The organism is Phytoactinopolyspora alkaliphila (assembly GCF_010550695.1).
Classification (GTDB): domain Bacteria; phylum Actinomycetota; class Actinomycetes; order Jiangellales; family Jiangellaceae; genus Phytoactinopolyspora; species Phytoactinopolyspora alkaliphila.
This window is the reverse complement of sequence record NZ_JAAGOB010000020.1, coordinates 17,512-29,597: the sequence shown is the minus strand read 5'-3', so window position 1 is coordinate 29,597 and position 12,086 is coordinate 17,512. Positions and strand designations below refer to the sequence as shown.

The window sequence follows — 12,086 nt, the reverse complement described above, 5'->3', positions numbered from 1 at the left end:
GAACGGAAACGGTACCCCGTCAGGCGCATTCGTTGGCCGCGCGGATGGCTTCCAGGTTCTCTCGCATCAAGCTGAAGTAATCCTCGTCAGCCGTCTCGTCGGTGAGTCCTTCGATGGGGTCAAGAACGGCGATCTCCAGGCCTAGGTCATTGGCCAGGGACTCCACGACTGCCGGGCTGCTGAGTCGCTCGTAGAAGACCGTCGTAATGCCTTCCGCCTCGACGGTGGAGTGGACTTCGCTCACCCGGGCCGGCGATGGTTCCGAATCGGGATCCAGGCCGGCGACGCCGAGCTGGTCCAGGCCATATCGGGTGGTGAGATATCCGAACGCCTCATGGCTCACGACGATCAGCGAGCGTTCGCACTGCGCCAGACCGGAAGCGAGCTCGCCGTCGAGTTCGTTGAGCTCGTCCGACAGCTGCGAGGCGTTCGCGTGGTAGGCATCGGCGTTGTCCGGGTCGATCTCGGCGAGCATGTCGGCGGTGTCGGCCGCGATGGCCGCCATGTTGGCCGGGTCGAGCCACAGATGCGGATCGCCGTCGAGTTCGCCGTGGCCGTGATCGTCGTGCGCTTCGTCGTCGTGCTCGTGTTCCTCGTGCTCGTGGTCGTCGTGCTCGTGGTCGTCGTGACCGTCTTCATCCTCATTGTGCTCGTCGTCGTGCTCGTGCGTGTCAGGAAGCAGCTCGACGGTGGACGCGGCGTCGAGGACAGCGCCGGAGGCATTCTGCTCGATCGCCGCGTCGACGGCCGGCTGGTAACCGGCCAGGTGCACGACGAGATCGGCGTCGGCGACCTGCCCCACCTGGCGGGCGGTCAGCTCCAGGTCGTGGGACTCGACGCCGGGCTCGGTGAGGTTTTCCACGCTGGCGTGCTCGCCGGCGACCCGCTCGGCGACGAAGGCCAGGGGATAGAACGCCGCCGCGACCGACGCGCCGTTTGACGTGGACTCCCCGCCGGAACCGTCGTCGGCCCCGCATGCGGCTAGCACCAGGCCGGAAGCGGCGATCAGCGGGAGTGCGTGGGCGAGGAAGCGGTCCTTCATGGGAGACATTCTCATGAAAACTGACAACGATTGTCAAAATTGGGAAGAACGTAGGGGCGACCAGTGGTTGAGTGGAACAGCAGCCCGGTGACGGACGCGCCGCCGCGATGGTCGTGCGGTGCGGCACGACCGGCCCACGCAAAGTTAAGGTGGACGTCAGAGTGAGACCCGGACGGGAGAGGCGGGCGCGAGTCCAGTGTCGCTAGAGCAGCAACCGGTCAAGGAACATCGCCGGACGCGTCAACGTGCGGCTGTCGACGAGGTGCTCGAGGAGACCGAGGACTTCATCAGCGCGCAAGACCTCCATGCCATCCTGCGGTCGCGGGGCATGAGCGTCGGGTTGGCCACCGTGTATCGGACGTTGCAGACGCTGGCCGACAACGGCGACGTGGACGTGCTGCACACCGCCGGTGGTGAGGCCGCGTACCGGCGATGTGCCCGGGAAGGCCATCACCACCACCTGGTCTGCCGGTCCTGCAAAGCCACCGTTGAGGTTGCCGGTCCCGCGGTGGAGCGCTGGACCTCGTCGGTGGCCAAGGAACACGGCTACACCGACGTCGCGCATACGCTGGAGATCTTCGGCACGTGCCCGCGCTGCGCGCAGGGCTGACGACGCCTACATGACGCCGGCCAGCTTCGCGATCAGCAGCGCGGCCAGCGCGCCGATCACGGCACCACGCAAGATCCTGGCCGTGGGCTGCAGCTTCGGCCAGGCGAGCACCAGCAGCCACGTGAGGAACAGCACCACCAGGGTCAGCAGCAGTGGAGACCATGGAGCGGGCGCCAGGAGGCCACCGAGCAGGACGCCTCCGGTCACTGCGCCGAGCACCCACTTCGGTGCCCGGGTCAGCCGCAGCAGGATCGGGTAGCTGACTCGCTCGAGGTTCCCTCGCCAGCCCGGCCGCGATACCGGTGCGGGCGCCGGGCGGCGGCTGCTTCCTGGGCGTGGCGCGCGCTGCGCCGATCCCGGCGCGGTGGGCCGCCGTTGAGAGGTACGGCGGGGCTGGCGGCGGTTCTTCGACACGTTGTTGTCCCTCGGATGTGCGGTTGGATGGTCCCCACGGTGTCCGTGCACGAGCGGTGGCACCATGCATGGTACGGCGTGGGCTCACTATGCTGCTGACTTGCTGCCGACATTGAGAGGACCACCATGCTCGTCGTGACCCGGTACCGGGTTCCCCGTGAGGAGGCACCCGACTTCCGTGACCAGGCACGCGAAGCGTTGCTGGCGCTCTCCGGCCAGCGCGGATGGGAGAACGGCCACGTGGGCCGGTCCACCGACGACCCCACGCTCTGGGTGATCACCAGCCAGTGGCGAGACGTCGGGTCGTACCGTCGCGCGTTGTCCTCGTACGACGTCAAGCTCCGCGCGGTGCCGTTGCTCTCGCGCGCCATCGACGAACCGACCGCGTTCGAGATCCTGACCACGGCCGACGCCGGTGCCCGCGCGGCGGACGCGGACGACGTCGCGCTCGGTGATGCCGCCGCGCCCGTGGTGCTCACCGACCTGGACGCGTCGTCGCGCGCCCAGGTCGAGAACGTGCACCCGCGGGAAGGTGGCATGCGATGACCGGCACGCACCTTCATCCCGAGACACCACCGGCCAGCCCGCAGATTCGCAAGGCCGTCCTGTCGGTTCTGATCCCGCTCGTCGCGCTGACCATCGTCGGACTGGTGATCCTCTGGCCCACCGGCGAGTCGCCGCGGATCGAGGCCGGCGTGCGGACCGACGCCGAGATCCTCGAGGTCCGTGCCTGTGAGAACGTCGAGAACCGGCAGCCGGGCGGGCACAATCACGGAGGCCAGCCGTCCACCGAGTGCCAGGAAGCCGACGTGCTGATCGAGTCCGGGCCGGACCAGGGCAAGGAGACCATCGTCCCCCTGTGGTTCGGCGAAGGAGCACCCACCTTCGAAGCCGGAGACAAGGTGGTGCTGTCCGGCGTTCCCGACGCGCCGCTGGAGAGCCGGTACGAGGTGACCGACTTCCAGCGCGGCATGCCGCTGCTCTGGCTGGGCATCATGTTCGGTGTCGCGGTGGTACTGCTGTCCCGGTGGAAGGGCCTCGCCGCACTCGCCGGTCTCGCCATATCGGTGCTGGTCATCGTGGTGTTCCTCCTTCCGGCTCTGCTGTCGGGTAAAGAACCGCTGGCGGTGGCCGTCGTGGGATCGTCGGTGATCATGATCGCGACACTGTATCTGGCGCACGGGGTGTCGATACGAACGTCCGTGGCGTTGATCGGAACTCTGATCAGCCTGACCCTGACCGGCGTTCTCGGTGTCGTGTTCACCGCGCTCGGCCAGTTCACCGGTCTGGTCGATCACGCGGCGGCGTACATGGGCACGGTGGACTCGGAGTTCAATATCCGGGGACTGTTGCTGGCCGGCCTGGTGGTCGGTGCGCTCGGGGTGCTCGACGACACGACCGTGACGCAGAGCGCCACCGTCTGGGAGCTCGCGGCCGCCGACCCGTCGTCCAGCCGGGCTCAGCTCTTCGCCGCGGGCATGCGCATCGGCCGGGAGCATGTCGCCGCCACCGTGAACACGCTGGTACTCGCCTACGTCGGTGCGTCGCTGCCGCTGCTGATGCTGTTCAACGTGGCGGGCATCGGCGTGGCCGACGCTTTGACCACCGAGGCTGTGGCTCAGGAGGTGGTCCGCGCGCTCGTGGGCAGTCTCGGGATCATCGCCGCGGTGCCGGTCACCACCGGTTTGGCGGTGCTGGCCGTGCGGCACAAGCAGGATCCGGTACCCGCGAAGAAGGGCGGCGGGCACGGGCGGGGCGGTCCACGAGCGCGCCGGGCGGCTTCGGCCCGCCGCTGACGCCCGGCCCGGGCGGTGTGCGCATCCTGGCTCGATCATGACGGCATTCGGCCGTGAACGCGTGGTCAAGATTGATAGCCTCGGGTACTGATTCGTTTCGCCGACCGCCAGCCGGATGGAGTGATCATCGTGCCGGACGTCCCCATGGACGCCGTGGTGTCTCTTGCGAAGCGACGCGGGTTCGCCTTTCCGGCGGGCGAGATCTACGGCGGCACCAGGTCGGCCTGGGACTACGGCCCGCTCGGCGTGGAGCTGAAGGAGAACGTGCGGCGGCAATGGTGGCGCGCCATGGTCCAGCAGCGAGAGGATGTCGTCGGGCTCGATTCCTCGGTGATCCTGCCGCGCGCGGTCTGGGTCGCTTCGGGTCACGTGGAACAGTTCGTCGACCCGCTGGTCGAGTGCCAGTCGTGCCACGAGCGGCACCGTGCCGATCAGTTGGAGGAGGCCTACGCCGAGCGGCACGGGAGGGCTCCCGAGGGAGGGCTGTCCGTCGTCTCGTGTCCGGGTTGCGGCGCCCGCCGGTCATGGACCGATCCCAAGCCGTTCAACGGTCTCCTCAGGACCTTCCTGGGTCCGGTAGAGACCGCCGACGGCCTTCACTACTTGCGTCCGGAGACCGCCCAGGGCACGTTCACGAACTTCCTCAACGTGATGAACACCTCCCGCCGCAAGCCACCGTTCGGGATCGCGCAGACCGGCAAGTCGTTCCGCAACGAGGTCACGCCCGGCAACTTCATCTTCCGTACGCGCGAGTTCGAACAGATGGAGATGGAGTTCTTCGTCGAGCCCGGAACCGACGAGCAGTGGCACGAGTACTGGCTGCAAGAGCGGTGGGACTGGTATGTCGATCTCGGGCTGTCAGCGGAGAATTTGCGGCGTCATGAGCATCCCCCCGAGAAGCTGTCGCATTACTCCAAGCGCACCGTCGACATCGAGTACCGGTTCGGCTTCGGCGGCGCCGATGGTTTCGCCGAGCTTGAGGGAGTGGCCAACCGGACCGACTTCGACCTGCGGACGCACGGCACGCACGCGGGCACGGAGCTGAGCTACTTCGATCAAGGCAAGGGCGAACGCTGGGTTCCCTACGTCATCGAGCCCGCCGCCGGCCTGACCCGCTCGGTGCTGGCCTTTCTCCTGGACGCGTACGACACGGACGAGGCGGCGAACTCGAAGGGCGGCGTCGACCGGAGAACGGTGCTGCGCTTCGACCCGCGTCTGGCGCCGGTCAAGGCGGCGGTCCTGCCGTTGTCCCGCAACGGTGAGCTCTCACCCATAGCGCGAGACCTCGCCACCGCGCTGCGAGCGCGGTGGAATGTGGAGTTCGACGACGCCGGTGCGATCGGGCGCCGTTACCGGAGACAGGACGAGATCGGCACGCCGTTCTGTGTCACCGTGGATTTCGAGACGCTTGACGACCAGGCCGTGACGGTCCGCGAACGCGACTCCATGACCCAGGAACGGGTCGGCGTCGACCACGTCGAGGCGTATCTCGCCGCCCGGCTCCCCGTCTGCTGAGTCGCGCGCGCCGGCGGCGTCAGGTGAGGTCGCGACGGTGGAAGATCGCGATGCCGATGACAGCTACCGGGACCAGCACCAGCAACGGCGCGCCGATCGCCTGGAACGTCCAGCCCTCGGTGAGCGGTGACGGCGACAGGAACCAGTACCACGGCGAGCTCCAGCGCAGGTTCTCGAAGAATTCGACAAGACTGGACAGCCCGAAGACCACGTACGTGGCGGTGGCCAGGCCCGCGCCGGTGGCGATGGCGAGGCCCTTGCTGCCGGTCGCGGCGCCCACCGCGAACGCGAGGCAGGCGAACAGCAGGGCGAGCAGGAACACTCCCACGCCGGCGGCGGCCAGATTGCCGACGCTGAGTTCGCTCAGCTCGAACGGGTCGCGCAGCATGACCAGCAGCGCCGACGCGATCAGCGTCAGCATCGCCAGCAGGAGCGTCACCCCGGCGAGCCGCTCCACGGCCACGCGCCACCGGGGAACCGGATTGGCCAGCAGCGGTTCCAGGGTGCCTTCTCGCTCCGCGCCCGCGATGCTCCACGTGCCGGCGGCTATGCCGAAGATCAGTAGGACGATGGGGAACACGTTGGCGTAGAACTGGCTGTTCAGGTAGCCGGCCGGTGTGGTGATGCCGTCGGCGGCGCCCATCATCTGGACGACGCCTTCCGGCAGCGACTCCATGAACTCGTCGAAACCGCGGCCGGCGTCCTTGACCGCCGGATAGCTCGCCGCCGTGATCACCGCGAGGGCAGCGATCCCCAGGGACCACCACAGGAAGCCACGGCGTCGCTCCCGCAGCATCTGGACGAGGATGATTCCACCTTTCATGTCGCGTCTCCGTCCTCGTCGTGCTGGTAGTAGTGGAAGAAGACGTCCTCGAGGTCGTCGTCGTGACTGACGATCCGCTCCACCTGGTGACCGGCGACGCGGTCTACGAGGGCCGCTACGCTGCCGTCCACCACCACTCGGGCGACGCGCCCATCCACCACCACGTCGGAGATGCCTTCCACGCCGTCGAGCAGGCCCGGCGGGATGTCGTGGGCAAAGCGCAACTCCAGCCGCTGGCGGGCGACGTCGCGGAGGCTGGCGATGGTGTCCTCGCGCACCAGGACGCCGCGGCGCAGGATCCCGATCCGGTCGGCGATGTCCTCGACCTCCGGCAGGGTGTGCGAGGAGTACAGCACGCCCGCCCCTGCGCTGCGGCGGGAGCGGACGAGATCCAGCACGTCGCGCTGGAGCAGGGGGTCGAGCCCGGCCGTCGGCTCGTCGAGGACCAGCACGTCCGGGTCGTGCATGAACGCCTGCACGATGGCGACCTTGCGCCGGTTCCCGGTGGAAAGCTGGCCGATCTTGCGGGACGGGTCGAGACCCAGCCGTTCGCACAGCTGCTCGATGTTCTTCCAGGGAAGCCCGCCGCGCAGGTCGGCGTACCAGGTGAGCAGATTCTCTGCGCGTAGGTTGCGGTCCAGCGTGACGTCGCCACCCACGTATCCGACCCGGCGCCGGATGGCCAGGTCACGGGCGTGCCCACCGAGCAGTCCGACCGAGCCTTCGGTGGGATTGATGAAGCCCAGCAGCGCCCGGATGGTGGTGGTCTTCCCCGCGCCGTTGGGCCCGAGGAGACCGTAGACCTCACCGGGCCCGACCCGCAGATCGAGGTCCTTGACCGCGGTCAGAGTGCCGAACCGCTTGGTCAGGCCCCGCACGTCGATCAGGGACGCGTCGTGGTTCATCGATCATCCTCCTCGGAGCCGGGATACCCGCTGGGCGGCGTCGCACACTGATCTTGACTTTAGTGTGCGAGCCGGAGCGGCACATCGGAGGCACGCGCACAGGGGATTAGGTGCACCGAGCGTGTGAGGTGCACCGGGATCAGGTGACGAAACCTGGTTGGTTCTGCGCATGAGTGCCACCTGATCCGCTTGTGCTCGCATGCTGAGACGAGATCAGATGCGCTGCGTGCCCTTCTACGCACAGGTGGGCCACCTGATCGTCTCGCCCCGGATGATCGGGCGACATATCGACGATCAGGTGACCAAGGCGGGGCGGGGGATAATGGGGGTGATGACGAACGTGACTCCCGCGACCCTCGACCGGACGCTCCAGCTCGCCTCGCTGCGCGTCGACCCGCCGGTGGTGCTGGCGCCGATGGCCGGTGTGACCAATGCGGCGTTCCGCCAGCTGTGCGCCGAACAGGGCGCCGGCCTGTACGTCTGCGAGATGATCACCTCCCGGGGGATCGTCGAGCGCGACGAGAAGAGCCTCGGCATGCTGGTGTTCGCCGATGCCGAGCCGGTCCGTTCCGTTCAGCTCTACGGTGTGGATCCGCATTACGTGGGCGAGGCGGTCAAGATTCTCGCCGGCGAGTACGGCGTCGCGCACGTCGATCTGAACTTCGGCTGTCCCGTGCCGAAGGTGACCCGCAAGGGTGGCGGCGCGGCGCTGCCGTACAAGCGTGACCTCCTCGAGCGGATCCTGCGTTCGGCGGTGAGCTCGGCGGAGCCCTATGGCATCCCGGTCACGATGAAGACGCGCAAGGGCATCGACGAGGAGGTCCTCACCTACCTCGACGCCGGCCGGATCGCCGAGGACGCCGGATGCGCCGCGATCGCTCTGCACGGGCGTACGGCCGCGCAGCACTACTCGGGTTCCGCCGACTGGTCGGCCATCGCGCAGCTCAAGCGGCATGTGGGCATCCCGGTGCTGGGCAACGGCGACATCTGGGAGGCCTCTGACGCGTTGCGGATGGTCGAAGAGACCGGCGCCGACGGCGTGGTGGTCGGCCGGGGCTGCCTGGGCCGGCCATGGCTGTTCCGCGACCTGGCGGCCGCTTTCGCCGGTGAGCCGCCGCCGCCGCTTCCCACGCTGGGCGAGGTCGCCGTGATGATCCGCAGGCATGCCGAGCTGCTGGCCGAGCTGATGGGAGAGGAACGCGGGCTGCGCGACATGCGCAAGCACATGGCCTGGTATGTGAAGGGCTTCGCGGTCGGGGGACAGGTGCGCGCGGCCCTAGGGATGGTCGACAGTCTGGCGGGCCTGGACCGGCTGCTGGCAGAGTTCGACCCGGACCAGCCGTTCCCGGAGTCCGAGATCGGCGTCGCCCGGGGCAGGCAGGGGAGCCCGCGCAAGGTGGCGCTCCCGGCCGGTTGGCTCGACGACACCACCTGCATCTCCGATGACCTCGCCGCTGCCGAGCTCGGGATCTCCGGAGGCTGATCCGCCGCGCCGTGGAGCCGGCCCCATGGCGATACGCGCGATCACCGTGGTACTGACCTGTTAGTACCTCTGCGTGTGCTGTGGATCACGCATCGTCCGGCCGGGGACGGATCATTCCCCACGGTCAGAGCGGCGCCGGGTGCCGAGCGCCGTCGGCACGCGAGCACGGCACCCTGTCAAGAGCCCAGCGGAGCGCCGTTTCCACCGCTGACATCTGGTTAAGCTCCGCGCAATACCTTCGTACTCAGCGCCGACGTACATCAGACACGAGACAGCCATCCCCGGATCGGCGAGGCCGCCACTGCCGCGTCGGCATCGCCACCGGGGCCGACCGTAGCCAGACCCGGACGCAAGGGCCCGCTACAGCGGGCGCCACGTTCCCGGGCCAGACTCAGTCACCCAGGAGGGCCGGCCAGTGCCGCAGTACGTATTCGATTTCACCGAGGGACACAGGGACGACAAGGACCTGCTGGGGGGCAAAGGCGCGAACCTGGCCGAGATGACCAGGCTCGGGCTGCCGGTCCCTCCGGGGTTCACCATCAGCACCGAGGCCTGCAGGTACTACCTAAACACCGGCCGGGAGCCCGACACCATGGCGGGGGAGGTCGGCGCCAACCTCGCGAGGCTGCAGGAGAAGATCGGCAAGCGGCTGGGCGACCCCGAGGACCCGCTGCTGGTGTCGGTGCGTTCGGGGGCGAAATTCTCCATGCCGGGGATGATGGAGACGGTGCTCAATGTCGGCTTGACCGACATCTCGGTGATCGGGCTGGCTGCGCGTTCCGGTGACGAGCGCTTCGCCTGGGACTCCTACCGCAGGCTCGTTCAGATGTACGGCAAGACGGTGCTCGGTATCGACGGCGGTCACTTCGACGAGCGGATCGAGGCGCGCAAGAAGGCACGCAAGGTCGACGCGGACGTCGATCTCGACGTCTCGGATATGAAACGTCTGGTGGACGAGTTCAAAGACATCGTTCTCGACGAGTCGGGCCGGCCGTTCCCGCAGGACCCCCGTCAGCAGCTCGATCTCGCCGTCTGCGCGGTGTTCGAGTCGTGGAACACCGAGCGGGCCAAGCTCTACCGCCGCCAGGAGCGGATTCCGGACGACCTGGGCACCGCGGTCAACGTCTGCGCCATGGTCTTCGGCAATCTCGGACCGGACTCCGGTACCGGGGTAGCGTTCACCCGCGATCCGGCCACCGGAGCGCAGGGCGTGTACGGCGACTACCTGCCCAACGCCCAGGGCGAGGACGTCGTCGCCGGAATCCGCAACACGCTGTCGCTGGCGGATCTGGAGCGCATCGACAAGGCCTCCTACGACGAGCTGCTCCGGATCATGGAGACGCTCGAGCGGCACTACCTCGACCTGTGTGACATCGAGTTCACCATCGAGCGGGGCAAGCTCTGGATGCTGCAGACCCGGGTAGGCAAGCGGACACCCGCGGCCGCGTTCCGGGTGGCCGCTCAGCTCGTGGACGAAGGACTGATCGACGACGACGAGGCTCTGCGCCGGGTCCGTGGCGAGCAACTGGCGCAGCTGATGTTCCCGCAGTTCGATCCGGCGGCTCCGCGCGAGGTGATCGCGGCCGGCATGGCCGCGAGTCCAGGCGCGGCGGTTGGCAAAGCCGCTTTCGACTCGGCGACGGCCATCGCGTGGGCCGAGGCCGGCGAGGACGTCATCCTGGTGCGGCGGGAGACCAATCCCGACGATCTCGGCGGCATGGTCGCCGCGCGGGGCGTGCTGACCTCGCGAGGAGGGAAGACCAGCCACGCCGCCGTCGTGGCGCGCGGTATGGGCCGCACCTGCGTGGTGGGTGTGGAGGCGTTGCGAGTCGATCCGCGGGCCAAGGCGTTCACCACGTCCGACGGCACCAAGGTGACGGAGGGCGACGTGATCTCGATCGACGGCGGAACCGGGGAGGTGTTTCTCGGCGAGGTGCCGGTGGTGCCGTCGGCGGTGGTCGGGGCCCTGCAGGGCAACGACGAGCCGGTGGGTGACCGGCAGGAGGTCGTCGACGCGGTGTTGCGGCTGATGCGCCATGCCGACGCGCGTCGTCGCCTGGGTGTGCTGGCCAACGCCGATACCGCGGACGACGCCCGGCGGGCGCGCAGCCTCGGTGCCCAGGGGATCGGGCTGTGCCGGACGGAGCACATGTTCCTCGGCCCGCGGCGCAAGGTGGTCGAGCGGCTCATCCTGGCGCGGGGCGACGACCAGCGTGCCGCCGCCCTGGATGAGCTCCGGCCGCTGCAGCGCCGCGACTTCGCGGAGATCCTGGAGGCGATGGACGGGCTGCCGGTCACTATCCGGCTGCTGGACCCGCCCCTGCACGAGTTCCTTCCCGACCTGACCGACCTCTCGGTTCGGGTAGCCGTGGCCGAGGCGACCGGGTCGCCCGACCAGGACGCGGCCGATCTGCTGGCCGAGGTGCAGCGGCTGCACGAGCAGAACCCCATGCTCGGTATGCGTGGCGTCCGGCTGGGCCTGATGATCCCGGAACTGTTCGAACTGCAGGTTCGAGCCATCGCCGAGGCCGCCGTCGACCTGAAGACGCAGGGCCGCGACCCTCGCCCGGAGATCATGGTGCCGCTCGTCGCCGCGGTGCAGGAACTGGAATCGGTGCGCGACATGGCTGAGGCGACCATCGGGGAGGTCGTGCACGACGCCGGTGTCGAGCTGTCGGTGCCGATCGGTACGATGATCGAACTGCCCCGAGCCGCGATGACCGCGAAGCAGATCGCCGAGGCGGCCGACTTCTTCTCCTTCGGCACCAATGACCTGACGCAGACCACGTGGGGCTTCTCCCGTGACGACGTCGAGGCGGCGTTCTTCCCGAAGTACCTCGAACGGGGCGTCTTCGGGGTGAGCCCGTTCGAGTCGATCGACGCCGAGGGCGTTGGCCGGCTGGTATCCATCGCGGCCTGGGAGGGCAAGGAAGCCCGTCCCGATCTCAAGGTGGGCATCTGTGGCGAGCACGGAGGTGACCCGGACTCGGTGCACTTCTTCGAGTCGATTCAGCTGGACTACGTCTCGTGCTCCCCGTTCCGGATCCCTGTGGCGCGGCTGGAGGCGGGGCGGGCCCGCGTCGTCGAAAGTTCCTGAGCTTCGGTGTTTTACCCGGCGTACGCGCCGCCAGGGCCAGCATGCCCGAATGGAGAGTCGGCCAGCCCGTGGGGTCGGCTCTACCCAACCCATCCGGTGTTCGTGGTGATGCTTGACAGCGACATTCATCGTGATTGCCTGAATGCGCACGATCGGTTCTTTACGGCCGCTAGCTGCCCTGTGCAGACTCCTCAGTCGCATGGAGATCCGCCGGTTCCTGGCGGCCACATGCTGGGCGGACCGTCGCCACATCTGGTCACGTCGGCGCACCATGTCGCGCGATTCATCCCGGATGTCAGCTCTTGACACTTTCTCAACCTTGCGCAACACTCGACCTGCATGTTACGCAGTGATGCTGCATAATGTGCAGTTCTATCGAAGTCTCACACATCGAGATGTCG

10 protein-coding genes are annotated in these 12,086 nt (G+C 68.1%); 6 read left to right on the top strand and 4 right to left on the bottom strand.

Annotated features, from left to right (window positions below; all coding sequences use genetic code 11):
* Positions 1-19 precede the first annotated feature (19 nt).
* Positions 20-1,042 (bottom strand): metal ABC transporter substrate-binding protein, encoded by a 1,023-nt coding sequence (locus G1H11_RS24215; protein ID WP_216844101.1) that lies wholly within the window; start codon positions 1,040-1,042, stop codon positions 20-22.
* A gap of 196 nt (positions 1,043-1,238) precedes the next feature.
* On the opposite strand from G1H11_RS24215, the gene G1H11_RS24210 reads away from it, so the two are divergent.
* Positions 1,239-1,652, top strand: coding sequence for a transcriptional repressor (locus G1H11_RS24210; RefSeq protein WP_163821203.1), 414 nt, complete (start codon positions 1,239-1,241; stop codon positions 1,650-1,652).
* A 6-nt stretch (positions 1,653-1,658) separates the two neighbouring features.
* Here the strand turns inward: G1H11_RS24210 and G1H11_RS24205 are convergent, their stop codons facing one another.
* Positions 1,659-2,066: a DUF6703 family protein gene (locus G1H11_RS24205; RefSeq protein ID WP_163821202.1), complete on the bottom strand. Its 408-nt coding sequence runs from the start codon at positions 2,064-2,066 to the stop codon at positions 1,659-1,661.
* Between the two features lie 126 nt (positions 2,067-2,192).
* On the opposite strand from G1H11_RS24205, the gene G1H11_RS24200 reads away from it, so the two are divergent.
* From G1H11_RS24200 to G1H11_RS24190, 3 genes are all read left to right on the top strand, one after another.
* Positions 2,193-2,612: an antibiotic biosynthesis monooxygenase family protein gene (locus tag G1H11_RS24200; RefSeq protein ID WP_163821201.1), complete on the top strand. Its 420-nt coding sequence runs from the start codon at positions 2,193-2,195 to the stop codon at positions 2,610-2,612.
* On the top strand, positions 2,609-3,862 hold the full coding sequence (locus G1H11_RS24195) for a YibE/F family protein (protein WP_163821200.1): 1,254 nt from the start codon (positions 2,609-2,611) through the stop codon (positions 3,860-3,862). The genes G1H11_RS24200 and G1H11_RS24195 overlap by 4 nt, the downstream gene beginning before the upstream one ends.
* A 144-nt stretch (positions 3,863-4,006) precedes the next feature.
* Entirely contained in the window at positions 4,007-5,377 is a 1,371-nt protein-coding gene (locus G1H11_RS24190) for a glycine--tRNA ligase (protein ID WP_174257950.1), read from the top strand.
* Positions 5,378-5,396: 19 nt separating this feature from the next.
* On the opposite strand, the gene G1H11_RS24185 is transcribed toward G1H11_RS24190, so the two are convergent.
* Entirely contained in the window at positions 5,397-6,200 is an 804-nt protein-coding gene (locus G1H11_RS24185; protein WP_163821198.1) for an ABC transporter permease subunit, read from the bottom strand.
* Positions 6,197-7,105 carry an ABC transporter ATP-binding protein gene (locus G1H11_RS24180; protein WP_163821197.1) on the bottom strand — a complete coding sequence of 303 codons (909 nt, stop codon included), beginning with the start codon at positions 7,103-7,105 and terminating at the stop codon, positions 6,197-6,199. Before G1H11_RS24180 ends, G1H11_RS24185 begins: the two co-directional genes overlap by 4 nt.
* A gap of 331 nt (positions 7,106-7,436) precedes the next feature.
* Here G1H11_RS24180 and dusB point away from each other — a divergent pair, with 331 nt between their 5' ends.
* Both dusB and ppdK read left to right on the top strand, forming a co-directional pair.
* Positions 7,437-8,588: a tRNA dihydrouridine synthase DusB gene (gene dusB / locus G1H11_RS24175; protein WP_163821196.1), complete on the top strand. Its 1,152-nt coding sequence runs from the start codon at positions 7,437-7,439 to the stop codon at positions 8,586-8,588.
* Positions 8,589-9,003: 415 nt separating this feature from the next.
* The gene (gene ppdK / locus G1H11_RS24170; protein WP_163821195.1) at positions 9,004-11,685 is read left to right on the top strand and encodes a pyruvate, phosphate dikinase; all 2,682 of its coding nucleotides are present in this window, start codon (positions 9,004-9,006) and stop codon (positions 11,683-11,685) included.
* Positions 11,686-12,086: the final 401 nt, after the last annotated feature.

Excerpts from the sequence above, each read along its gene's own strand:
- G1H11_RS24215 (WP_216844101.1), bottom strand. The coding sequence starts at position 1,042 with ATGAAGGACCGCTTCCTCGCCCACGCACTCCCGCTGATCGCCGCTTCC.
- G1H11_RS24200 (WP_163821201.1), top strand. The coding sequence starts at position 2,193 with ATGCTCGTCGTGACCCGGTACCGGGTTCCCCGTGAGGAGGCACCCGAC.
- G1H11_RS24195 (WP_163821200.1), top strand. The coding sequence starts at position 2,609 with ATGACCGGCACGCACCTTCATCCCGAGACACCACCGGCCAGCCCGCAG.
- G1H11_RS24190 (WP_174257950.1), top strand. The coding sequence starts at position 4,007 with ATGGACGCCGTGGTGTCTCTTGCGAAGCGACGCGGGTTCGCCTTTCCG.
- G1H11_RS24185 (WP_163821198.1), bottom strand. The coding sequence starts at position 6,200 with ATGAAAGGTGGAATCATCCTCGTCCAGATGCTGCGGGAGCGACGCCGT.
- G1H11_RS24180 (WP_163821197.1), bottom strand. The coding sequence starts at position 7,105 with ATGAACCACGACGCGTCCCTGATCGACGTGCGGGGCCTGACCAAGCGG.
- dusB (WP_163821196.1), top strand. The coding sequence starts at position 7,437 with ATGACGAACGTGACTCCCGCGACCCTCGACCGGACGCTCCAGCTCGCC.